Origin of the sequence: Bacillus sp. PK3_68 (assembly GCF_003600835.1) — a bacterium.
In the GTDB taxonomy this organism is placed as follows: Bacteria; Bacillota; Bacilli; order Bacillales; family Domibacillaceae; genus Pseudobacillus.
In genome coordinates this window covers 390,392-412,572 of the sequence record NZ_NQYC01000001.1, presented here as the reverse complement: position 1 = coordinate 412,572, position 22,181 = coordinate 390,392, and the positions used below count along the sequence as shown (strand labels likewise).

The window sequence follows — 22,181 nt, the reverse complement described above, 5'->3', positions numbered from 1 at the left end:
TGGCCCAGTTATGAGAATAGGGCTGCATAATGGTATTTATTGAAGAAGCATGGATTTAGCATTTAAACCTAAACCATTTCGGACGGTAGAATAACGTTCCTATCGTTTTAGGAAGAGATATGACAATTAGTGAATAATGTAATGTATGCAAAATTCAAATAAATATAACAAAAAAACAGTCACTAAAAAAAGCAATCGATGAAAAAAGTCTAGCTATCCTGTTTTTCCTCAAGTTTTTTGTTTAACTTCCTGAAAAAAAGAGAAATATCCTATTAGACCGGCTAAACCCTATGTTAAGGACTGTTTGTCTTTTTTATTAATGATCTGAAGAAAGAATAAAAACAACCAACTTTTTTCAAAATAACATGGAGGTGAGCATTTTGAATAAAGGAATAATTACTGCATTATCAAGTATTGGAATGGCCCAGGCTTTAAAAATACCACTTCATTATATAAAGAAAAAGGAATGGAAGCCTGAACTGTTTTTAGCCACAGGTGGAATGCCAAGCTCTCACTCGGCTGGAGTATCCTCTCTGGCCACTTACATTGCTATGAAAAAAGGTGCATCGTCCATCGATTTCGCTCTTTCAGTTATTTTTGGGGTCATTGTGATGTACGATGCGCAGGGCATCCGCAGACAAACAGGAGAATTAACTTTAAAAGTGAACGACCTAGATGAATTGATCGATAAAATTCATAAAGATGATCCGGTTAAATATGAAGAAAAGGTACCTGATCCACTTAAAGAGGTCCTTGGCCACAAACCAGGTGAGGTACTGGGGGGAGCCTTGTTGGGTGTCGTATTAGGAGCAGCGGGTTATTACTTATCGGAAAAATGATGCCTCTTTCAGTAAGATACATAGGAGATCATTGGAGAAGACGAGCGGATTAGCGGAAGAGAGTAGGTCTGATGAGGAGGCGTTCTTGCCGAGTGATTATATACGAATGCTTGCAAGAACGCGCTCTTTTTAAAGTCATTTATAGCTCCCTATCAACAGGGTTCAATAAAGCACACCTATTCACCTGTTTGCAGTTATGCTTTTTTTACAACAATTGAGCCAGAAATAGCTGTTTTACCTTTGGCCAATCTTCTTGTGTCATGCTGTACATTACCGTGTGCCGAATATCTCCATTTCGCTGGATCATATGATTTCGCAACATCCCTTCCTTTATGCCGCCGATTCGTTCAATTGCTTTTTGAGAGCGTACATTACGGTGCCCTGTTTTAATTTGCACACGGTTATAGTCAAGCTCCTCAAAACAGTGTTGCAGCAACAGCCATTTACAATTTGTATTGACGGTTGTGCGCCAATAATTTGGGTTCAGCCAGGTGGAACCAATTTCTAACCGTTTATGCGCTGGGTGAATATCCAATAACCAAGTACAGCCAATAATTTGCTTGGTGTCATTATGGAAAATCACAAACGCAAAGTCTGTGCCACTTTCACGCTTCTTTAACGCATCCTCTACATAATTTCTACAGTCCTCTTTAGTCATTAAGTTAACAGACATATGCTCCCAAATGCTCATGTCTTGGGCTGCAGCGTGGATTCCATCAATATGCTCTAACTGGATGGGAATTAATGAAACCACTTTGTTTTCTAGTTTTCTCATTTGTATCACTCCCTGTCACCATTTAAAAGCATTTTTGGTAATATAGGTAGTATCAAAAATGATAAAAAATATAATACCAGGGAGTATGGATATGGAATTAGAAATTCACTTCTCTCATAAGAAGCCAAAGTTTCTTCAAATTTATGAAGGCATCCGACAAGGCATTTTGCTTGGGAATTTCAGAAAGGATACGCAGTTGCCCGCTAAAAGAAAGTTAGCTGTTCAATTGAATGTCAGTGTGATCACTGTTCAACAAGCATACGATCAATTGGTAAGTGAAGGATACATTTATTCGATAGAGAGGAGAGGGTACTTCGTAGCGGCTATTTTGGAAGAATGGCATGAACAAAAAAACAAAACGGAAGATTTACCAAACAATCAGCAAGAAGTTCCCCCTGCTTATAACTTTAGAAACGGGCAGGTAGATTTGCATAGCTTTCCTTATAATCAGTGGTTGCGCATTTACCGTGAAAAGCTGCAGATGCTTTCTCCTCAAAATGCCCCATGGCAAGGAGAAGAAGTGCTTCGTCGCGCGATTGCCCAGTATTTAGCAACAGCTAGAGGACTAAGTTGCAGTTATCAGCAAGTATTTGTCTTTAGCGGCTTTCAACAACAATTTATGAATTGCATGCTGTTTTTTAAAGATAGGAGCATAGGGATAGAAGAGCCTGGTTTTATGAGAGCAAAGGCCACACTTCGGCAGCTTGGGCGTCCCTATAAGCTTGTCGATGTAGATGAAGAGGGCTGCCAAGTACCAGATCTTCATATAAATTGCCTGTATACGACACCCGCTCACCAATTTCCAAATGGGCAGGTCATGACAATCCAAAGAAGGATAGATCTGTTAAATTGGGCAAGGAAGAATCAAGGCGTCATTATAGAGGATGATTATGATTCAGAGTTTCGGTACACAGGTACGCCTATTCCAACTTTAGCCAATCTGGACCAGCTTCAGCATGTAATCTATTTTGGCACGTTTTCTAAAACATTGATGCCTTCTTTACGAATCAGTTACATTGTATTGCCCGCTCATTTCGTGAAGCCGTTTGAAGATTTTAATAAGCATCTAAAATCAACCGTTTCTAAAGTAGACCAGCATACGTTGGCCGAATTCATAAACAAAGAGCTATATAGCAAACATGTTGCGAAAATGCGGGTGCTCTATCGGAAGAAACGAATGCACTTATTAAAGAATATTGAAAGATATTTAGGCCAGGGCTTTAAAGTAAAAGGGGAGGAAGCGGGATTACATATTGTGTTAGAATTGCCCGCTCATCTGACAGAAGATCATGTAATTCACCAAGCTTATCAGCAAGGCATTGCGTTAGATCGAATTTCTAGCCTGTATGAACAGCAGAAACCGAACAACCAGATTATGATCGGATACGGGGAGCCAAGTTTAGAGGAGATAGAGCACGGAATAAAGAAATTAAGTTATTTTCTTTGTGCTGACCACAGCGACCGCAGATGAGTAAATAAAAAACTTCATCTACCTTATAATGGATCTTCTCTTGGAAGAAGAACATAAATGCTGGGGATGAAGGATGATGACATAACGAACGGTGTTTACCTTAAGAAAGATAAGGGAAATGTAATAGACAATGAACAGGCACTGCGCAGGGGGACGTTCTCCATTATCATCAACGATTCAAAAAATATCATGGATCTTTAGCAGAGCCAAAATGTAAAAATCGCTTGTTGAATAAAATACTCTTCATAATGCAGAAAGACCGACACAGAACAAGTTACGATTCTATGTCGGTCTTTTTGTCCACGTGAAGTATATCCTTTTTGTGGAAGAAGATGGATCATTCACAATTTAAATGCTTGCTCGTCTATATTTACTCTTGTCAAATGCTGCTCTAGATAGGTACTCTAAATTATACAAGTGAATCCGTCCTCTTGGAGGTAAACATAATGAAAAATGAAAACAATGAAAACTACAGCTGCAGCCGTGATATACAACTATTTCAAGGCCATCTCCAGAGCTCACTAGAGGAGAATCATCAAGCACTTTCAAAAGAGCCTGCTTTTTATAAAGAGATGTTTGAAACTCTAGTTGAAAATGCACCTGTCGGTATGTACGTATTAGAAGATGCTACTTACTCGTATATTAATCATCAATTTTGCCAACTTGTTGGATATACAAAAGAGGAGTTAGTTGGAGACAAAGTCGCATTAGATAAATTAATACATCCTGATGATTTATCTTTATTACGAGAAGGCGTTCATAAAGAAACGGGAGAGCGCGGGGCTCCAGTGCCATACCATGTGAGAGCATTTAAAAAAGACGGTAGTCTGATACATGCAGCCGTGCATGCGACTAAAGCCATTGTGAATGGCAAAAGAATGATATTCGGAACAGTGGTTGATATAACAAAAGAAGTCATTGCTCATGTAAAGCTGAAAGAAAATAAAGAGCGCTTCCAATCTCTCTTTTATAATAACCCAGATGCTATTTTCACTTTTGATATGGACGGCAATTTTATAGATGCGAATCCGGGGTGTAAAGCGCTAACAGGTTATTCGACAAATGAATTGTTAGAGATGTCTTTTATTCCGCTGATCGTTCCTGAAGATCTGCCCATTGCTGTTCACAATTTTGAAGAAGCGAAACAGGGAGCTACCAAAAACTATGAAGTTTCCATCATGTGCAAAAATGGAGAACAGAAATACCTGGATATTACCAATTTTCCGATGAGATCAGGCGAAGAAGTCATAGGGGCTTATGGAATTGCTAAAGATATTACAGAAAAATTAGAGCATAGAAGGTTGATGGAGGACCTGGCATTCTATGATCCGTTAACTAAATTGCCAAACCGAAAATTGTTTGAGGATCGGCTCCAGCAAGTTGCCAAGCTATCAGAAGGGAGTCACCACCAGTATGCGGTCCTCTTTCTGGATATGGATCGCTTTAAAGTGATCAACGACTCATTGGGACACCATGTAGGAGATGAATTTTTAAAAGCGGTTTCTAGGCGATTAAAAGAGATTGTACATGAAGCCGCCACGATTAGCAGATTTGCTGGAGATGAGTTTGTCATATTATTTCCCGATACGGATGAAGAGGAAGTCATATTATTAGCCGAGCGTCTAAATCAGGCAATGGCAGAACCTTTTGATGTGATGGGGCACTCTGTATCGACCTCAGTGAGTATAGGGATTGCACTTAATGATGGAGAAAAAGAAAGTGTAGAGGAATTAATAAAAAATGCTGATACAGCTATGTATTACACAAAAAAGCATGAGAGAAACAGCTATACAGTCTATTCAAAAGAACTGGAAGTAGAGGCTGCTTACAAATTAACAATTGAAAAAGATTTAAAAGCAGCGATTAAGAATCTGGAGTTTTTGCTTTATTATCAACCGATTGTTGACTTGAATAATGGTGAGCTGCGAGCGATGGAAGCATTAATACGATGGAATCATCCCAATCTTGGTTTTATATCACCGGACCAATTTATCCCGATTGCAGAGGAAAGTGGACAAATCATTCCCATAGGCAACTGGGTTCTTCACGCAGCTTGCTCTCAAAATAAAGCTTGGCAGGATCTTGGGCACCCTCCCTTTAAAGTATGCGTCAATGTTTCCACTATACAGTTGCGGCACCCAAGTTTTGTTGAAACAGTAAGCATGGTGCTTAAAGAGACAGGACTTGAGGCAAAATGGCTAGAGCTAGAAGTGACAGAGAGTGTTTTAATAGAGGATACTAAACTTTTAAAAGAAAATTTAATGAAGCTAAAAGCAATCGGTATTTCAATGGCTATTGATGATTTTGGAACAGGGTGCACTTCGCTTAGTTATTTAAGACAGTTTTCCTTTGACCATGTGAAAATTGACCGCAGCTTTATTGAAGATATGAAACAAAACTTAAATGGAATGGCTATTGCTTCTACCATTATATCTTTGGCCCATAAATTGAATATAGGCGTGATTGCAGAGGGGATTGAAGAGGACGAACAGTTGGCTTTTCTGAAGAAGGAAGGATGCGATGAGGGGCAAGGCTATTATTTTAGTCGCCCGCTGCCGGCCGAATCGCTCAAACTGCCCATCGTTTATGAAAACATCAATAAAATCTAACTTTGCAAGGAGTGGAATAAAGACCATTGAACGAAGCAAAGAAAAAGGCTAGCAGATTGGCAGCCTTTTTCTTTTTATGACTAATGCCTGAATAGAGCTTTTTACACCTGTTAAAACAGGCGACAGCCCATCGATTTCTACTCTAACAACTTAGGTCTCCTTATTTAGTAGCGTAGAAAGGGTCATTCTAAATCTATTTGTACATTTGTTTCTACTTCTGAAAAAATAAAATGGGTAACAGTAGAAGCATAAGGATTGACTGTGTTAATGAACTCTTCTGCTTGAGAGAAATTTTCAAATTGCATCTTCAGCATATAACAGGCATTGCCCGCAATCCGGTAACAAAAATCAACATTCGGAAGGCTTTCTATATACCTTTTAAAGCGGTTATAATCCCCATTTTTCACTGTTGCCTCTACGATGCATTGAATAGGCAGCCCTAATTTTTCGTAATCAATGTCTAATGTATACTTCTTGATAATTCCAAATGACTCCATTTGTCTGACCCGTTCAGTAACAGACGGGGAAGATAAATTAATTCTCCTTCCAAGTTCACTCATCGATAAACGGCTGTTCTGCGATAACTCAACTAATATTTTCTTATCAATCTCATCTATTTTCATTTTTAAAGAAATCTCCCTTTTTTGTTGAATGTTTAATTTACCTTATGGAAAAACATTTTGTATTTAATGTGAAATCAAGCTTTTTCAGTTTATATTTAATGTAACAAGGAGGTGGTGAAGGTGGCAAGAGTTATTCAATCAAACTTCGGGAAGACACCTTTTCAAAAATTATTAGGCCACAATAGAAAAGTAATGGAGGCATGGTCTGATTTAGGAGAAGTGCTGGAGCAGGATGGACTGCTTTCATCTAAACTAAAAGAGCAGGTTAGAAGAACTTTGGCACAAAGTAATGGCTGTGAGTATTGCAAGGCAAAAGGGAAGCCCGATCCGCATTTATTTGATGAAAAAACAGCAGTCGCAACAGGATTTGCAGAGGTATTTTTAAAATATGAAAAAGGAAATGTTCCGGATTCGGCCTTTCAAATAGTAGCCGATTATTTTTCTGAAGCTGAAATCAGTGAGCTTTGTGCATTTATTTGTTTTACTACCGCTCAACAGTATTTTGGAGCGATGATGAAATTAAAACCCGATAGACAATAATTTATAAAAAATGCTTGGATTACATTATTCCAAGCATTTTTTCTTCGCTGCTATTAAACTTATGCATGGACGATGATCTTTTCGTTATAATTGAATGATAAAGGTCTTGAAAATATCAATATATCCAACATTCAACACGTAGGCGGTATCCAGAAGCAATTAAGCAAAATAAGGAGGATGCGCTCTTAAAAGGAGAGGATGAACATACACCATACTTTTACTAAAAGCATGGCTTGCTTATCTTTATTTGTCTTGCTTGTTATTTCCATACAAATTCACAGTTACTTACTCATGAGCTTGTGCATCTTTTTTGCTATTTTTTTATTTGTGATTTTGGATAAACCTCTAAAATCATTTGTTTATACCACTAGCTTCTTTGGGATAGGGTTCTTCATTTATTTGTACATAAACGCTCATGGGATCGTTCAAGCTGAATCGCGAGAATTACATATCTTTTTAAATAGATTATCGTTAGTGACTGTTTTAATCCCGCTGGTTGTACTCTCACTCTTTTCAAGCTCTCCGTTTATTAGATATTGGAGAAGGCCCGAATGGAATGAATACATTTATTTTCCCTTTATCTGGTCTGGCTTTCACCAGACAAAGATTAAATTTTTTCTCACTATAGCAGTAACGGTAAATATTTTAATATGCACACCATTTGTTATTCTAAACGGTTGGTCTTTCATTCAGGAAGTCTGGCTGTTAACTATTATCTTTTCGCTTACAAATGCTGTATTGGAAGAACTGATTTGGCGAGGGGCTCTTTTAAGCCGCTTTTCCGAGCAACTAGGTGAAAAGTGGGCAGTCATCATCACGAGCTTAGGCTTCGGTTTGCAGCATTATTCACTTGGTTTTCCATGGCTTGCTTGCCTTGCTTTTTCTGTGGGAGGGCTATTTTATGGCGGGCTCACCATCAAATCTAAAAGCATTGTTCCGTCTATCGTATGGCATGTCATTTTAAACGTACTTATGGTTTTAAGTGGTTTTATTTTAAAATGAAGATTAAAAAGTCCCGAAATCCGGGGCTTTTTTGTATTTAAATACGTAAAGGAATAGTAGTCTAAGCACCTTTTATTTAGAGAGCTTTCTGTTGATGTTTCTGGTAGCTATTTTTCTGAGGAGCTTTCTATTCAGCAGATCTCCCAGAAACACTGCTATTATGCGAAAATAAAAGAAGGAATTTTTATATAAATAAAATAGCTAAAAAGTTGTAGAAAGTGAGCACGGGAGGTGTACTAGTATGTTAGACGATATTGCGCAGAAGATCGCCGTTTCGACAAGCGAGATTATTGGATATGAAGTAATTATAACAGATGAAGATTCGATCATTATTGGTTCAAGTGATCCTTCCAGGCTAGGTGATTTTCATGAAGCCTCTGTTCAAATTATCAAAACAGGCAAGCCGAATCCAGATACGATGAATATCGATAAAATGAAAGGTACGAAACCAGGATTTGCTTTACCCATTGAATTATTCAATAAAAATATTGGATCATTTGGAATGGCAGGTGAAAAAGCAAAGGTAAAGAAATATTGTTATCTATTAAAGAGATATATTGAAACGATGCTTCATCAAGAAATGTATATGAAATCCAGTCATCTTCGGGAACAAGCGGTGAAGAATTTGATCCAAGAGATTTCTGTTTTTGATGATGAAAAGAGCGACGAATCTTACTTGTTGTCTAGAGGACACGAGCTAGGTTATGATTTACAGCCGCCTCATATAGCTATCGCCATTGATCTTTTTCGTTTTGAAAATTTAACTAAAAAAATATATGAAAAAGCAGGAGGGCAGCAATCTGCTGAACTGCAGATTCAGTCTCTAAAGCTAGACGTATTAGCTATCATACAAAAGACTTTTCACAAAGCAAATGACTTGATTGCCCCTATGCAGGATGATAAATTTATTGTTCTTTCCGCTCTGGCCTTTCAATTCTCAGAACACGGAGTTATCGAAGAGATACAAGATAAGTGCTCAAGCATAATCGCTCAATTTGAAGCAAAAGGAATCTCCGCCTCTATCGGAATTGGCGCCATTGCAAAGAATATGAATGAATTAAGCCAATCCTATAAAGATGCATGGAGAGCTTTGAAAATTGGAAAAAAGCTACATGCTTCTTCAGGTGTTTTTTTATTCAAGATTTGTTTTTTGAAGACTTAGTATCAAGCATCCAAAAAGATCTATCGAAGCGCTACATATTAAGTATGTTAACGTCTTTGAAGGAACAGTCTGATTGGGAAGATTTATCCAAAACAATTTGTGCATGGTGTGAATCTGGATTCAACCAGAAAAGTGCCGCGAATAGGTTATTTATTCATAGAAATACACTGCAATATCGCTTGAATAAAATTTATGAAATTAGCGATATCGATCTTAAAAATTACAAGAATGCATTTATGCTCTATCTCGCTGTAATGATGGAGAATATGGGAACATCGGACATGTAGGCAGGCTGTATAAAATGACTGAACAAAGTATGACTGTGCAAAAAGTAAAAAGTTTCTTGTGAAAAACTTCTGAATATTAGGCACATGAAACAATGTACAATTCCGCCACTAATAATAAAATTAAATAAAATTATCAGAAAATTCAAATGAATTGCTGGTGAATGGAAAGGAGCATTTAGATATGAAAGAGAAAGTAGTTATTATTGGAGGCGGTGTCATTGGTCTTAGCAGTGCCTATTATTTAATACAAGCAGGCTACGATGTGACTGTCGTGGATAAAGGAGAATTTGGAGAGGCGTGTTCAAGGGGAAATCAGGGGTGGATCTGTCCAGCTTTACACGAACCCGTCCCAGCCCCCGGATTAATGACAGAATCATTTAAAATGCTGCTCCAAAAAGACAGTCCTTTGTATATTAAGCCATCCGCACTTCCTCAGTTATCCGGATGGATGAGCCAGTTTATGAAGTATTGTAACGAACGCGATTTTGAAGATGGAGAAACAGCCTTGTTAACACTGAGCCAATCGACATTGAAATTATTTGATTCACTTCAGTCTGAAGGATTGGACTTTGAATTACACAGAAAAGGAATCTTATTCGCTTTCTTGCATCAAGAAAATCTTAACAATAAAATTAAGCGGCTGGAAAATGGAGCGGCTGTTCATGGACACGAATCACCAGTTGCCCTGAGTGCTGCAGAAGTGAGAGACCTAGAACCCAACCTGTCTAATCAAGTAATTGGAGGAATTTTACTTTCAAAACAATATCATATTCGACCAGAATCTTTTTCTAAAGCGCTTACAAGAAAGCTGGCCGCTTCCGGTGCAGAACTATTGCCCCACACAGAAGTCATCGACATGGAAAGACAGGGACATGAAGTGATAGCCGTACACACAAAATCAACTCGGATTGAAGCAGATCACTTCTTGTTAGCAAATGGAGCATGGTCTGGCACTTTAGCCAAGAGAATTGGTTATGCTCTTCCCTTAACTGCTGGAAAAGGTTATAGCATTACCGCCACTAACCCAAAGATTCATATCCAGCGGCCCCTTTATTTGGGGGATGTCAAAGCAGGAATCACACCATTTGATGGTGCGGTAAGAATGGGTGGCACGATGGAATTGTCGGGAATTAACACGAAACTTGATAAGAAGCGGCTGCAAGGAATCCGCTCCGCTGTCTCAGGTTACTTAAATGAAGATTTAACGGGTGATATGGAGGAAGAGTGGACAGGAATGCGGCCGATGACACCGGATGGCTTACCTGTTTTAGGGAGAGTTCCAGACTATAAAAACCTGTTTGTTTCAACCGGACATGGCATGGTCGGCATGGCCATGGCGCCTGCTACAGGCAAGATAATGTCAGATTTAATTCATTCCGGGCAAACCGAATTTAATATACAGCCATTTGAACCGAATCGCTTTGCTGTATGAGTAACGATAAATGAAAATACAGGAGGGATTATGATGCTAAGTGGGCTGGACCTTACCATACTAGTTGTTTATATGTTAGTTGTTTTATGGATCGGTTATTTCACAATGAATAAGATTACATCCTTCAGTGATTATTCTGTCGCAGGGAGATCTATGCCATTTGCTTTGATTTTTGCGACTATCGGGGCTACATTAGCCGGCGGTGGGGCAACAGTTGGCAGAGTTTCTTTCGTTTATGAAACTGGTATTGTTGTTTTCTTGGCACTTCTAGGAGTGGTCATCAGCCAAATTCTGATTGGATTTTTCGTAGCACCGCGCATAAGTAAGATGGAAAATATATATACGATTGGCGATATTATGGAGTTTTATTTTGGAAGGTCAGGCCAGCTTATAGCCAGTATTATTGCATTCTTGTTTATGGCAAGCATGTTTGGTGTTCAGGTTTTGGCGCTCGGTCGTATTTTAGAGCCGGTTATCGAGTTGCCCTTTATCACTTTAACCATTATTGGTGCGTTAATAACAATCATTTATACATGGGCGGGAGGGATGCTAGCAGTTATATATACGGACGCTATTCAGTTTATTATTCTTGTGGGCAGTATGGCTACAGCCGCCGTCATAGGTGTTAACAAAATGGGAGGCATGACACAGATTATTGATCAAGTAGGTGCCATTGATACAGAGCATTTGGTCTTTTTTGGAGGACCTTGGACAGTTGGTATATTTATTGCAACATTCTTAAGTTTTTTATTAGGAGAGGCGCTAGCGCCGCACTATATCCAGCGATACGCATCTTCTAAAACATCCAATATTAGCAAGTGGAGCACTGTATCTTTTGCCGTTATGTACATTTTTCTTACCATCGTAATCATGGTAATCGGTCTGATTGGATTTGTTGAATTTCCAGGTTTAAATGGAGATGTGGTATTTGTTACTTATGCACAGGAGTATTTACCGATCGGCATTGTGGGGTTAGTATTTGGTGGATTGCTTTCAGCTGTCATGTCGACAGGAAGCTCTATCTTAAATACGGCAGCCGTTATTTTTACAAGAGATATTTACGGCAAGATTATTAACAAGAGTGCTGATGACAGCAGCTTGTTAAAATGGACAAAATACTCCACTTTGATAGTTGGAATTGGCGGGATTATTGTATCGTTATTTATCCCTAGTGTAATGGGGCTCATGTTATACGCTTTTCAGCTATGGGCTCCATCGGTCTTGCCACCACTATGTATAGCTATACTTTGGGAAGGGCCTTCGGAGCGCAAAGTATCTCCATATGCTGGGCCGCCAGCCATTGTAGCGGGCCTGCTTGTCACGATCCTATGGCTGAACATTTTAGGAGAACCTTTTGGCATTCCGGCCATTGCAGTAGGGATCGTCGTAAATTTAGTTGTTTTTTGGGTTACTCACTTTATGACGTTGCATAAAATGCCGCGAAATTATCAAAACATGCCTACGGAGAAAGTAGATGCATAAACAAGAACAGCGGAAATAGCGAAAAATCTAATTACTTACTGAAAGAGGGGGTCACACAATGGGTATATGGGATTTTATCGTTTATTTTTCAGCTAGTGTTTGCTATATAGCAGCAGCAACAGTAATAGTGGGCTGGGTAAAGTATGCCAGAGGCAAATAGACTTATTTTACATTCTTTAAAAAGTATTTCCTTCTCCTCTCATTCCCGGCTCCTTTAGTTGAAGGGGTAGAGTAAGACAATCCAGGAAGGAAGAGGACAAATGCGAGGGAAAGGTTTAGCATCCTTTCTGTGACGTTTTTTATCTTAACCATGTTGTTTTAGCTTTGGTTTGGGGATTGTTGCTTACAAATAGCCCGCAAGTTCATGATGTCTGGGAAATGAGAGTTCCAGAGTATTGATCAGAATAGAAAGGGAGACTCTCCGCTATGAAAAAGCATTACAGTGTCGTTATTGTTGGTGCCGGCTCTGTCGGAATGGCCACAGGCTGTTATTTAGCTAAGAAGGGGATCGATACTTTATTAATCGAGGCGTTTGATCCTCCACATGGCAGGGGAAGCCATCATGGGGAAACTCGGTTAATCCGCCATGCCACTGGGGAAGGCGGCCATTATGTAAGCCTCGTTCTCAGAGCACAACAGTTGTGGAAGCAGTTAGAAGAGGAAGTGGGTCAGATGCTTTTCATTCCATCTGGTACTCTGATGGTGGGAGAAGATGATGCTCCCTTTATAAAAGAAACAGTCAAAAGTGCTACAGAGCATTCTTTATCCTTAGAAAGGATGAGGGCGAATGAAATTCAAAAAAGATGGCCGGGTTTTTCAATTCCTGAACATCTTGTTGGCTACTTTGAATCCTCCTCTGGAGCTCTTCTTAATGAACAATGTATCCTTGCATACAAACAGTTAGGTCTAACATATAATATGTCACTAAAGAATAATACAAAAGTAGAATCCATTGATTTTTCAACTAGTGGAGTGGCTGTAAAAACCACAAATGAGACTGTTTATGCTGATAAAGTGGTGATTTGTGCAGGAGCTTGGACAGGTAAACTTCTTTCGTCATTAAGGTTGCCGTTACAGCCAATGCGTAAAACATTAGGATGGTTTGAAGCGAATAGTAAGAATTATGAACATCCTTTGCTGCCTTGCTTCTATTTTAATGTAGAAAATCAAAAATACTATGGGTTTCCAAATATAACAGGTGGTGGTGTGAAAGTTGGCCGGAATGATTCGGAGAGAGAAACAGATCCAGATGCAATGAGTCAGGACTTTGGCAAATACCTTAATGATGAAGGAGATTTAAGAAACTTTTTGGAAAAGTTTTTGCCAGGAGCAGCCGGCAAACTTATAAAGGGCAGCTCCTGTATGATTACAAAAACCCCCGATAAGGACTTTATTATAGATCAGCACCCTGGATTTTCGCACGTGATGATTGCCGGTGGGTTTTCGGGACACGGCTTTAAGTATAGTAGCGTTTTAGGAGAAGTACTAAGCGAGATAATCATTCATGGGCAAACGATTCATGATATTTCAATGTTTTCCATTTCAAGACCAGCATTAGCGACTGTAAGATGAAAAGTTGTTTTCTCATTTGATAGCCTAGAACTTGTTAGTTTAAAATAGATACGGATTAAAAGTAGTCTATAAATATTGGTTTAAAAGAAAAAACTCATTTGTATTCCAAATGAGTTTCAGAATGTAGACAAACTTAATGACATTAGAGCTGAACGGGGACTGTTGATTTCCATTCCAGACGCTTCGCTTTCCGCGGGGCGGGCGGTGAGCCTCCTCGTCGCGAAAGCGCCTGCGGGGTCTCACCTGTCCCGCTGATCCCGCAGGAGTCTTCGCGCCTTCCATTCCAATCAATAGGGCTTGCAAAATTAGGGTAGCCGTACAACTATACTTGCTTTAAGATGAACTTGGAGAGGGATATCTTTCTCTCGAATGGCTTTAAAACTAATGAAAAATCAAAAGGGGTTCAGAATAAGACCATTCCGAACCCCTTTTGTTGATAAAATGAAACTCATTCATATCCAAAATGAGTTTTTTGTGTTGTTGAAAAACAACTTGGCAAAGGAAATTCCTGTTAACTTTCACAGAGATTTTTATGTTTTTTTGTTTTTAGAATGAATTAAAGCTTCTTGTTGAAATATTGATTTTAACATTTCTATTACTGAGTTAAGTGTTTAAAAGAATTCCTACTGATTTTTGGAACAGTAATTTCTTTATTTGCTCTCTCTACTAAATAACTTGCAAATTCACTTACCTTCTCGAATTCATTAGGATAACCAAACTCCAGTTCTTTATCAATAGTGTAAACATCCATAAAATAAGTGGTATCTGGTTTATAATCTAACATGCCGTCAACAAAATTTAATATTTGTCGAAATTCACTATCATATTTCTCATGGTGAGTTTCAAAATACGAAAAGAACAAGACAGCAATATGATTAGCTCTAGCATAATCTTCAAATTCCTCCTCACTCATCCCACTTTCGGATAAAACCGTATTATCACTTAAGACAGTTTTCCGGTGAGTATCATAAAATATTAAGTATCCTACATCATCAAAGTCAGGAGTAATAACTCTATAAAATTCAAAGTCTTTGCTGGCTATTAATCTTTGAAAAGTTAACATTATCATCTATCCCTTTCTTCATGGAATGGTTACGAACGCTTTTCATTGTGCAAAAGTTCTAGTAGCATCAGTTTTGTAGTGTTGCATGAGTCTATCTTCTATAAAACATCCAGTTGTCGACTTACAATAAAGTCGTTTAATTATAAGTAAAGATGTTACATTAAAGATAAAGTTATTTGAAAATTCTTCTTCTGTTATTCTTCAATTGGACTATTTTGTTGAATAACACGTTTTATTATCTATAAATTAACCCTACATAATTGTGCACGAAAAGCCGGATGGATGCATTTGATTCTTGCTATTCTTTTGATAAAGGAGGTCATATCAATGGATTTGCTTAAAGACATGAATGGCGCATTACAATATATTGAAGAAAACCTTACGAATGAGATTGATTTTAAAGAAGTAGCAAGACGGGCTTTCTGCTCCGAATATCACTTTAAAAGGATGTTTTCCTTTCTTTCAGGTGTTTCATTATCAGAGTACATCCGGCGCAGACGGCTTACTCTTGCCGCGTTTGAGCTTAAAGACAGCTGCGCAAAGGTCATTGACATTGCCGTAAAATATGGATATAATTCCCCCGATTCTTTTGCACGGGCTTTTCAAAATTTGCATGGCATCACACCTTCAGAGGCTAGAAGTAATGGCCATTCACTTAAAGCTTATCCACGAATGACCTTCCATTTATCAATCAAAGGAGGAAATGAAATGAACTATCGAATGGAAGGAAAAGAGGCATTTCGCATCGTGGGTATGAAGAAAAGAGTTCCTATTATTTTCAACGGAGTTAATCCGGACATTGCCTCTATGTGGAAAAGCTTAGATGGTGAAACGATAAATACTCTAAAAAAACTTTCTAATGTCGAACCTATAGGACTTCTTAGTGCATCCACCAACTTTTCTGAAGGCAGGATGGAGGAAAAAGGGGAACTTGATCACTATATTGGCGTGGCAACAACGAAAGCGTGTCCTGATCATCTAACACAGCTTGAAGTTCCTGCTCTATCGTGGGCTGTATTTGAAGCCATCGGACCATTTCCGGATACGCTGCAAGATGTATGGGGACGCATTTATTCTGAATGGTTCCCATCCTCAAATTATGAACAAATAGAAGGTCCAGAAATCCTGTGGAACGAAAATAAAGATGTAACTTCACCCACTTTCAAAAGTGAAATATGGATACCAGTTTCAAAAAAGTAATGATAATCAATTAGAAAATCAGCGTATCAGTTATCTTTCAAGCGCAGTAAAGCATCTTCTATCGAATTACCCCCGTTCTGAAGTCTGAACGGGGGTATGCTTGTTTGACGTTATAAAATGAAATAACTTTATTTTCATCTTAAAGCAGTAGCCTGACAGTGATTTTTTTATTTTCTACAAAATTTTACAACATTGCCAATAAAAAGACTTATAATATAACTATTACTTATTAAAAATGTGAAAAGCAAACTTGTCGAAAGATTAGGACGCAAAGCCGACAGGTCTAAAACCAAATGGGTTATGATGGCTGGGCTGCCTCTACAATGAGAGGGGTAAAATAATGACTTCGCAAGTATTAAACGAAGCAGCTGTTGTAACGGCATTGGAGTCCAACTTAGCAATGATAGAATTTAATTTGAACAGAGAAGTGATTTGGGCGAATGAAAACTTTGCAAAGACTTTGGACTATACAGCCAGTGAAATGAAAAATATGAAGCATGAGCAATTTTGCAGGCCAGCGTTTAGAAACAGCAGGCAGTATGAAGACTTGTGGATGAACCTTGGAAAAGGAGTCAAATTCCAAGAGAAAATTCAGAGAGTAAGCAAGCGGGAAAATTTACTATGGTTCGAAGCGACCTATATTCCGGTTCGAGATGCGGACGGGGAAGTGGAAGCTGTTCTAAAAATCGCCACTAATATTACAGAACGAGAAAATTATACAAGGGAAATCATTTCTCAATTAAAAGATATGCCCGTAGAATTAGTCAATATAATTGTCACCAATTCTTCTGAAAAAATTCAGGCCATCGAATCATTAAAAACGCAAACAGATCTAATCAGTGAGATATCTAAACTTATACGCAATATTTCCTCACAAACGAATATGCTAGCCTTAAATGCAGCTATTGAAGCTGCCCGGGTGGGAGAACATGGACGAGGTTTTAAGGTGGTCGCTGATGAAGTGCGGAAATTGGCTGGTCAGGTTGATCATGCCGTTAAAAATATGAATATGAATGTAGAAAACATTTCAAACGAAGTAAGAAGGATTAGCCAAATAACCGATGATTTACAGCAAATAATCATAGAAACGCAATCCGAATTTAATAAGGGTATTGAAGAATTCGAGAATATGATGAAATAAAAAACAATTCGTCGATCGTCATAAGAACAGATCACAGTTAGTAGAAAGGGACAAACCAAATAACGTCTAATTGGTTTAACGTTTGTTAAAAGATTTCTAATACTAAAGAATCTGGAAAAGATAAGAATAGAACTATGGAGAGGATGACTTGAGAAAAGCGATAGTTGTAGGTGCAAGTTCCGGAATAGGCGAAGAATAGGCGAAAATTTTATCGAATAAGGGATATATTGTCGGGTTAGCCGCTAGAAGGGAAGATAAGCTCCTTGCTCTCCAAGAACAACTAATACATAAGTCGATTGTCAAAGGAGGCAATAGATGAGAATGTTTCAGGTTTTGTAATGACAGTGAACGTGGCATATCAGCATTTTCTAGCGAAAAATGCAGGTCATTTATTCGGCCTATCATCGGTTGGAGCATTAATGGCTAATCCGGTTGCTCCTTTATACAATGCCTCAAAAACTTTCGTATCCAACTACTTGATGAACATCCGAAAAAAACTAAAAATGCAACAGGAAAACGTGTTTGCCACGGACGTTAAATGCAGATTCATTGATACGGAAATGGCTAAAGGCGAACCTGATAAACTGTTTTGGGCAGCATCTCCAGAAGAGGCTGCTTTGCAAATATATCATAGTATCAAAAAGAAGACAGTATATGGAACTAAACGATGGCGGTTTATTGCTTGGGCGTTAAAAATTCTTTCTTTATCCAATTAAAATTCCTCAGAAATGCGCTGAACAGCTTAACAAACCGTTGAGCTGTTTTTTATGCTAATCAGCTAAGACTATAAATTTTTAACTAATTACACATTGTGTAAAATTCAAATAAAAAATTTATAAAAACATACAAACAAGATACCTTACTTGAAAATACACATATAAGCAATGATTAATGAGTGTAAAGGTGCATATGGCGATGTTTAGAAAAATGCACAACAAAATAAAATACAAAAGTAGGTGGAGAATAATCGAATGTGTGATGAATTTCCTTCACAGTCAAGGGAATAGGTCAGATGTGCGACACAATCATGCAAGAAAAGGAGAAGATCGCAATGATTATAAAGATTAAGGTATATTCAGATTATGTATGTCCTTTTTGTTTCTTGGCAGAAAAACCGTTAAAAGAAGCGATCAAAGGGAAGGATGTAGAAGTAGAATGGATGCCTTTCGAGCTGCGTCCTTATCCAAATGAAACGTTAAAGCCTGAGGGAGATTATTTGCAAAGTACCTGGAAGCAATCGGTCTATCCGTTGGCTGAGCGTATGGGAATTTCTATCGTCTTGCCAAGCATATCACCACAGCCATACACACATCTGGCGTTTGAAGGATATCAATATGCAAAAGAGAAAGGAAAGGGCAACGAGTATAATGATCGGATGCTTCGTGCCTTTTTTCAAGAAGAACAAGATATTGGGGACATTGATGTGCTAACAAAAGTAGCTGGAGAAATTGGGCTTAATGAGTCGGAGTATCGGACAGCCTTGGAGAGAAGAACCTATAAAGAAGCACACCAAAAGGCGCTAACACATGCCTATGAAGAAGTGAACATTACGGCCGTGCCAACATTCGTCATTGGGAACACGACTATCGGAGGAATACGATCTAAAGAAACGCTTGAGCAAGTTATAAATGAAGAGATTCAAAAGAAAAAAGCAGCTATTTCAATCGAAGGCATGTCTTGTGATATGGATGGGTGTTAACGAAAAAATTTTATTAAGTGGAGCATACTGATAAGTGACTTTATCGAGGAAAGGAGTTTTAAATTTGAGAGACACCCAGTTATTATTTGAAACAGTAACGGTAGGCAACATCACACTAGATAACAGGGTAGGAGTGGCCCCGATGACGCGTACAAGTGCCACCTCCGAAGGACTGGCAACTGAGCAAATGCTCTCCTATTACACATCATTTGCCCGCGGCGGCTTTGGGCTCATTATTACGGAGGGCATTTATCCGGATGAACAGTATAGTCAAGGGTACTTAAACCAGCCGGGCATTGCTAACGGCGAACAAGCACAAGCATGGAAGAGAGTAGTAAACTCTGTCCACCAAGCGGGCGCAAAAATAGTTGCCCAGCTGATGCATGCGGGCGCCCTTTCTCAAGGAAACCGTTTTGTAAAGGAAACCATCGGACCTTCTGTTGTTCAGCCAAAAGGAGAGCAAATGGAGTTTTACGGAGGAAAAGGTCCGTTCCAAACACCGAGAGAAGCAACAAAGAAAGAGATAACAGAAGTCATCCATGGATTTGTGAATGCGGCTAAACGCGCCAAAGAGGCGGGATTCGATGGTGTAGAAATTCACGGGGCAAATGGGTATATACTCGATCAATTCCTGACGGATTATACAAATGAGCGCACAGATGAGTACGGCGGCTCTACTGAAAATAGGGTACGTTTATTAACGGAAGTATCAAAAAGTGTCCGGGAGGCGGTTGGACAAGATTTTACGGTTGGCATTCGCATCTCCCAAGGAAAAGTGAATGATTATGAGCATAAGTGGGCAGGAAAAGAAAAAGATGCAGAGATTATTTTTGGACAGTTAGGTCAGGCTGGTCTCGACTTTATCCATGTGACGGAGTATGAAGCATGGCAGCCCGCATTTCCAGAAGGAGAGGGGACCGTTGCTACTGATTCAGCCTTTGGTGATGGTGGTCCCTCCTTAGCAGCCTTAGCAAAAAAGTATGGCAACGTTCCGGTTATCGCTAACGGCCATTTAGAAGATCCCGAAAAAGCAAAGGAAATCATTGAAAAAGGCGAGGCCGACGTTATTACCTTAGGAAAGGGCGCTCTTGCCAATCATGACTGGGTCAATAAAGTAAAAAATGGCGAGCCGTTAGCAAAGTTTAATCCGGAAAAGGTATTAAGCCCGGATGCTAAGATAAAAGATTTTGAAGCCTAATTCTTATACTGGTTATCCCGGCAAAATTGAATCAGATGGGCTGCCAAACGTTTTACCTTTTAGTTCAGAGCCAAAGATTGATTCTTATCATAAAGGAGACTGAAACAAAAAAGCTCATGCCGGATGAGCGGATGAGCAAACAGTGACAAGCCGTGATCCCTTTTCATCTGAACTGATGGGAAAAGAGCTGGTAAATGTGTTTGAGAAAAGAAATAAATAATTTACAATAAAGTCATTTAAAAAATAATATAGTTGTTTAAAAATCCTTCTTCTACTAACGGGGCAGGTTAGTGAAAGAAATAGCAAGTGGGTTTAACTAGGAGAAGTGTCGATGACATTAAAGAAGACACCGAGGTGTCTTCTGTTTTTTAAATTAAGAATATCGATAAATTGGGATTTATTTACTTAACATTATACCTATTTTCGGACCGGGGCATCTAATCGATGAGTATATACAAACCAAGTAATGCTTGCTGTTAATAATGTTGACGAAATTAAAGCTGTAAGAACACTATATGTTTGCCAAATAAGTATCGTTGACCAATCGAAGGCAAAAAACATTATACACTGGGCAATCGTAGCGATTAGGAAAATAATTGTTACGATTGTTCTCTTTTTTGTCATTGGCAGCTGCTCATTCGTTTTCCTTTTTCTTAATCCTAAGAGAAATAACAGAACGGCCAATAGGCAAAGAATAATTGTGGTAGACGACAAAATGATGTCCAAAAGCTGTGTGCCGCTTATCTCATATGACTGAGTTAGATTGCCGTTTAATATATTTTTAACTTTTAGTACCAGGTTTATATTGGTATTTGCGCCGTTGCTCAGTAAGCAGATGGCTGTTCTTTCATTTGGCAGTATGGCTACTTCGGTACTAAAATTTGGATTACCCCCAGTGTGTTCTATAAACGTTTGTTCGGCGTTTACCAACCAACCTGCCGCATAATACATATCATTGACAGCCGAAACAGACATATCACCCCTATGTGATTTTTCGATAACCCTGTGAAATATTTCGGGTATGTCCTGCACGATACCCATCTGTATGCCCATCCAACGCGCCATATCTTTTGTATTAGAAATGATATAGCCGGCAGGTTTATTCCCAGCATAATCCGGAGCGTTAAATGGAGTTGTTATAAAAAAGGAAGAACGGTAGCCCTGTGCTAACTGTTCAGTGGCTTGAGCATCTTCTTTATAAACATACGTCTGGTGAAGACCTAAGGGTAGAAATACCTGTTCCTTCATAAAGTCTTCATAGCTTTGTCGTGATACAATCTCAATAACCAAACCCAATACGTCATAATTAACGGTTCCATAGTTATATTGTTCACCGGGAGAGAACGCCAATTCTGCATCTACCAGCGTTTTCACAGTCTTTTGCAACATATCAGGCGTATTACCTTGTGGAATATTTTGAATATGTCTAATATTTGTTAGGCCGCTGGTATGGTGAAGAAAGTTATTTAATGTAAGGTTTTGCATATCAACAGGTTTACCTTGATACTTTAACGTAAACCAAGGTAAATATTTTTGGATAGGGTCAGTCATTGATAGCAGCCCTTGCTCTTCCAATAGCAAAATCCCCATACCAGTAAAAGCTTTACTCACAGAAGCCAACTCATAGAGTGTATTTTCACTTGCAGACAACCCCTTTTCAAGATCTGCATACCCAGAAGAAAAGTAGAACACTTCACCATCAGCAAGTATTGAGATTGACATTCCAGGCACACCTGATGTACGACAGGCATCATCTAGCAATGCTTGTATTGCCACAGATTTCGAATCTGACAACGCATAACTTTGTGTTGTGAATCCTGAGAATAATATAAATATCGTTAATACAAAAACAATAGTCTTTTTCATACACTCTCCTTTTTGAAGAATTATAAGGGTATAAATAACTTATTTTTATAACTATAAACTAAACTCTAATTTATCTTTCTATTTACCTATATAATATGAAATAATTGTGAAGAGTTACACTTAAACTAACGGGGGCGTTAGTTCAATAAGAAGTAAACAACTTTATTATTCATTTTTTAAGTATTACATAAGCAGATGGATATAATTTGAAACAACTTTA

General features: G+C 38.6%; 19 protein-coding genes, 2 pseudogenes and 1 riboswitch. Of the genes and pseudogenes, 17 read left to right on the top strand and 4 right to left on the bottom strand.

Annotated elements, in window-relative coordinates:
* Positions 1 to 380 precede the first annotated feature (380 nt).
* On the top strand, positions 381 to 839 hold the full coding sequence (locus CJ483_RS01995; RefSeq protein WP_120031442.1) for a divergent PAP2 family protein: 459 nt from the start codon (positions 381 to 383) through the stop codon (positions 837 to 839).
* A 205-nt stretch (positions 840 to 1,044) separates the two neighbouring features.
* Here CJ483_RS01995 and CJ483_RS01990 read toward each other — a convergent pair whose 3' ends face one another.
* Positions 1,045 to 1,614 carry a GNAT family N-acetyltransferase gene (locus CJ483_RS01990; protein ID WP_120031440.1) on the bottom strand — a complete coding sequence of 190 codons (570 nt, stop codon included), beginning with the start codon at positions 1,612 to 1,614 and terminating at the stop codon, positions 1,045 to 1,047.
* A gap of 91 nt (positions 1,615 to 1,705) precedes the next feature.
* On the opposite strand from CJ483_RS01990, the gene pdxR reads away from it, so the two are divergent.
* The 3 genes from pdxR (at position 1,706) to CJ483_RS01980 (ending at position 5,694) form a co-directional block, all read left to right on the top strand.
* Entirely contained in the window at positions 1,706 to 3,085 is a 1,380-nt protein-coding gene (gene pdxR, locus CJ483_RS01985) for a MocR-like pyridoxine biosynthesis transcription factor PdxR (protein ID WP_120031438.1), read from the top strand.
* A gap of 57 nt (positions 3,086 to 3,142) precedes the next feature.
* Positions 3,143 to 3,286: a hypothetical protein gene (locus CJ483_RS24310; protein WP_182916935.1), complete on the top strand. Its 144-nt coding sequence runs from the start codon at positions 3,143 to 3,145 to the stop codon at positions 3,284 to 3,286.
* Positions 3,287 to 3,531: 245 nt separating this feature from the next.
* Positions 3,532 to 5,694 carry a sensor domain-containing protein gene (locus CJ483_RS01980; protein ID WP_120031436.1) on the top strand — a complete coding sequence of 721 codons (2,163 nt, stop codon included), beginning with the start codon at positions 3,532 to 3,534 and terminating at the stop codon, positions 5,692 to 5,694.
* A gap of 182 nt (positions 5,695 to 5,876) precedes the next feature.
* Here the strand turns inward: CJ483_RS01980 and CJ483_RS01975 are convergent, their stop codons facing one another.
* Positions 5,877 to 6,317: an Lrp/AsnC family transcriptional regulator gene (locus CJ483_RS01975; RefSeq protein ID WP_120031434.1), complete on the bottom strand. Its 441-nt coding sequence runs from the start codon at positions 6,315 to 6,317 to the stop codon at positions 5,877 to 5,879.
* 120 nt (positions 6,318 to 6,437) lie between these two features.
* Between CJ483_RS01975 and CJ483_RS01970 the strand changes: the two genes are divergently transcribed.
* From CJ483_RS01970 to solA, 7 genes are all read left to right on the top strand, one after another.
* The gene (locus CJ483_RS01970) at positions 6,438 to 6,857 is read left to right on the top strand and encodes a carboxymuconolactone decarboxylase family protein (RefSeq protein ID WP_120031432.1); all 420 of its coding nucleotides are present in this window, start codon (positions 6,438 to 6,440) and stop codon (positions 6,855 to 6,857) included.
* A gap of 198 nt (positions 6,858 to 7,055) precedes the next feature.
* Positions 7,056 to 7,859, top strand: coding sequence for a CPBP family intramembrane glutamic endopeptidase (locus CJ483_RS01965; protein WP_259455537.1), 804 nt, complete (start codon positions 7,056 to 7,058; stop codon positions 7,857 to 7,859).
* 241 nt (positions 7,860 to 8,100) lie between these two features.
* Positions 8,101 to 9,021: a CdaR family transcriptional regulator gene (locus CJ483_RS01960; protein WP_120031430.1), complete on the top strand. Its 921-nt coding sequence runs from the start codon at positions 8,101 to 8,103 to the stop codon at positions 9,019 to 9,021.
* Positions 8,940 to 9,308, top strand: coding sequence for a PucR family transcriptional regulator (locus CJ483_RS25630; RefSeq protein WP_120031428.1), 369 nt, complete (start codon positions 8,940 to 8,942; stop codon positions 9,306 to 9,308). Before CJ483_RS01960 ends, CJ483_RS25630 begins: the two co-directional genes overlap by 82 nt.
* Before the next feature lie 181 nt (positions 9,309 to 9,489).
* Positions 9,490 to 10,740, top strand: coding sequence for an NAD(P)/FAD-dependent oxidoreductase (locus CJ483_RS01950; RefSeq protein ID WP_120031426.1), 1,251 nt, complete (start codon positions 9,490 to 9,492; stop codon positions 10,738 to 10,740).
* A gap of 30 nt (positions 10,741 to 10,770) precedes the next feature.
* Positions 10,771 to 12,222 (top strand): sodium:solute symporter family protein, encoded by a 1,452-nt coding sequence (locus CJ483_RS01945; RefSeq protein WP_120031424.1) that lies wholly within the window; start codon positions 10,771 to 10,773, stop codon positions 12,220 to 12,222.
* A gap of 426 nt (positions 12,223 to 12,648) precedes the next feature.
* Complete coding sequence (gene solA, locus CJ483_RS01940) at positions 12,649 to 13,794, top strand: N-methyl-L-tryptophan oxidase (protein ID WP_120031422.1); 1,146 nt, start codon at positions 12,649 to 12,651, stop codon at positions 13,792 to 13,794.
* Positions 13,795 to 14,389: 595 nt separating this feature from the next.
* On the opposite strand, the gene CJ483_RS01925 is transcribed toward solA, so the two are convergent.
* Positions 14,390 to 14,857, bottom strand: coding sequence for a hypothetical protein (locus tag CJ483_RS01925; protein ID WP_120031416.1), 468 nt, complete (start codon positions 14,855 to 14,857; stop codon positions 14,390 to 14,392).
* A gap of 327 nt (positions 14,858 to 15,184) precedes the next feature.
* Between CJ483_RS01925 and CJ483_RS01920 the strand changes: the two genes are divergently transcribed.
* The 6 genes and pseudogenes from CJ483_RS01920 (at position 15,185) to CJ483_RS01900 (ending at position 20,095) form a co-directional block, all read left to right on the top strand.
* The gene (locus CJ483_RS01920) at positions 15,185 to 16,057 is read left to right on the top strand and encodes an AraC family transcriptional regulator (protein WP_120031414.1); all 873 of its coding nucleotides are present in this window, start codon (positions 15,185 to 15,187) and stop codon (positions 16,055 to 16,057) included.
* Between the two features lie 233 nt (positions 16,058 to 16,290).
* A riboswitch (cyclic di-GMP riboswitch) is annotated at positions 16,291 to 16,377 on the top strand.
* A gap of 20 nt (positions 16,378 to 16,397) precedes the next feature.
* Positions 16,398 to 16,772, top strand: a pseudogene (locus CJ483_RS25625) (PAS domain-containing protein); the annotation flags it as partial.
* Positions 16,773 to 16,883: 111 nt separating this feature from the next.
* A pseudogene (locus tag CJ483_RS25620) lies at positions 16,884 to 17,198 on the top strand (methyl-accepting chemotaxis protein); the annotation flags it as partial.
* Between the two features lie 338 nt (positions 17,199 to 17,536).
* The gene (locus CJ483_RS01910) at positions 17,537 to 17,914 is read left to right on the top strand and encodes an SDR family NAD(P)-dependent oxidoreductase (protein ID WP_259455536.1); all 378 of its coding nucleotides are present in this window, start codon (positions 17,537 to 17,539) and stop codon (positions 17,912 to 17,914) included.
* Positions 17,915 to 18,249: 335 nt separating this feature from the next.
* Positions 18,250 to 18,897, top strand: coding sequence for a DsbA family oxidoreductase (locus tag CJ483_RS01905; RefSeq protein WP_120031410.1), 648 nt, complete (start codon positions 18,250 to 18,252; stop codon positions 18,895 to 18,897).
* A 64-nt stretch (positions 18,898 to 18,961) separates the two neighbouring features.
* Positions 18,962 to 20,095 (top strand): NADH:flavin oxidoreductase, encoded by a 1,134-nt coding sequence (locus CJ483_RS01900; protein WP_120031408.1) that lies wholly within the window; start codon positions 18,962 to 18,964, stop codon positions 20,093 to 20,095.
* 417 nt (positions 20,096 to 20,512) lie between these two features.
* Here CJ483_RS01900 and CJ483_RS01895 read toward each other — a convergent pair whose 3' ends face one another.
* Positions 20,513 to 21,961, bottom strand: a complete 1,449-nt coding sequence (locus CJ483_RS01895; protein WP_120031406.1) for a serine hydrolase domain-containing protein — start codon at positions 21,959 to 21,961, stop codon at positions 20,513 to 20,515.
* Positions 21,962 to 22,181 lie beyond the last annotated feature (220 nt).

Excerpts from the sequence above, each read along its gene's own strand:
- CJ483_RS01990 (WP_120031440.1), bottom strand. The coding sequence starts at position 1,614 with ATGAGAAAACTAGAAAACAAAGTGGTTTCATTAATTCCCATCCAGTTA.
- pdxR (WP_120031438.1), top strand. The coding sequence starts at position 1,706 with ATGGAATTAGAAATTCACTTCTCTCATAAGAAGCCAAAGTTTCTTCAA.
- CJ483_RS24310 (WP_182916935.1), top strand. The coding sequence starts at position 3,143 with ATGCTGGGGATGAAGGATGATGACATAACGAACGGTGTTTACCTTAAG.
- CJ483_RS01980 (WP_120031436.1), top strand. The coding sequence starts at position 3,532 with ATGAAAAATGAAAACAATGAAAACTACAGCTGCAGCCGTGATATACAA.
- CJ483_RS01975 (WP_120031434.1), bottom strand. The coding sequence starts at position 6,317 with ATGAAAATAGATGAGATTGATAAGAAAATATTAGTTGAGTTATCGCAG.
- CJ483_RS01965 (WP_259455537.1), top strand. The coding sequence starts at position 7,056 with ATGAACATACACCATACTTTTACTAAAAGCATGGCTTGCTTATCTTTA.
- CJ483_RS01960 (WP_120031430.1), top strand. The coding sequence starts at position 8,101 with ATGTTAGACGATATTGCGCAGAAGATCGCCGTTTCGACAAGCGAGATT.
- CJ483_RS25630 (WP_120031428.1), top strand. The coding sequence starts at position 8,940 with ATGGAGAGCTTTGAAAATTGGAAAAAAGCTACATGCTTCTTCAGGTGT.
- CJ483_RS01950 (WP_120031426.1), top strand. The coding sequence starts at position 9,490 with ATGAAAGAGAAAGTAGTTATTATTGGAGGCGGTGTCATTGGTCTTAGC.
- CJ483_RS01945 (WP_120031424.1), top strand. The coding sequence starts at position 10,771 with ATGATGCTAAGTGGGCTGGACCTTACCATACTAGTTGTTTATATGTTA.
- solA (WP_120031422.1), top strand. The coding sequence starts at position 12,649 with ATGAAAAAGCATTACAGTGTCGTTATTGTTGGTGCCGGCTCTGTCGGA.
- CJ483_RS01925 (WP_120031416.1), bottom strand. The coding sequence starts at position 14,857 with ATGTTAACTTTTCAAAGATTAATAGCCAGCAAAGACTTTGAATTTTAT.
- CJ483_RS01920 (WP_120031414.1), top strand. The coding sequence starts at position 15,185 with ATGGATTTGCTTAAAGACATGAATGGCGCATTACAATATATTGAAGAA.
- CJ483_RS01910 (WP_259455536.1), top strand. The coding sequence starts at position 17,537 with ATGACAGTGAACGTGGCATATCAGCATTTTCTAGCGAAAAATGCAGGT.
- CJ483_RS01905 (WP_120031410.1), top strand. The coding sequence starts at position 18,250 with ATGATTATAAAGATTAAGGTATATTCAGATTATGTATGTCCTTTTTGT.
- CJ483_RS01895 (WP_120031406.1), bottom strand. The coding sequence starts at position 21,961 with ATGAAAAAGACTATTGTTTTTGTATTAACGATATTTATATTATTCTCA.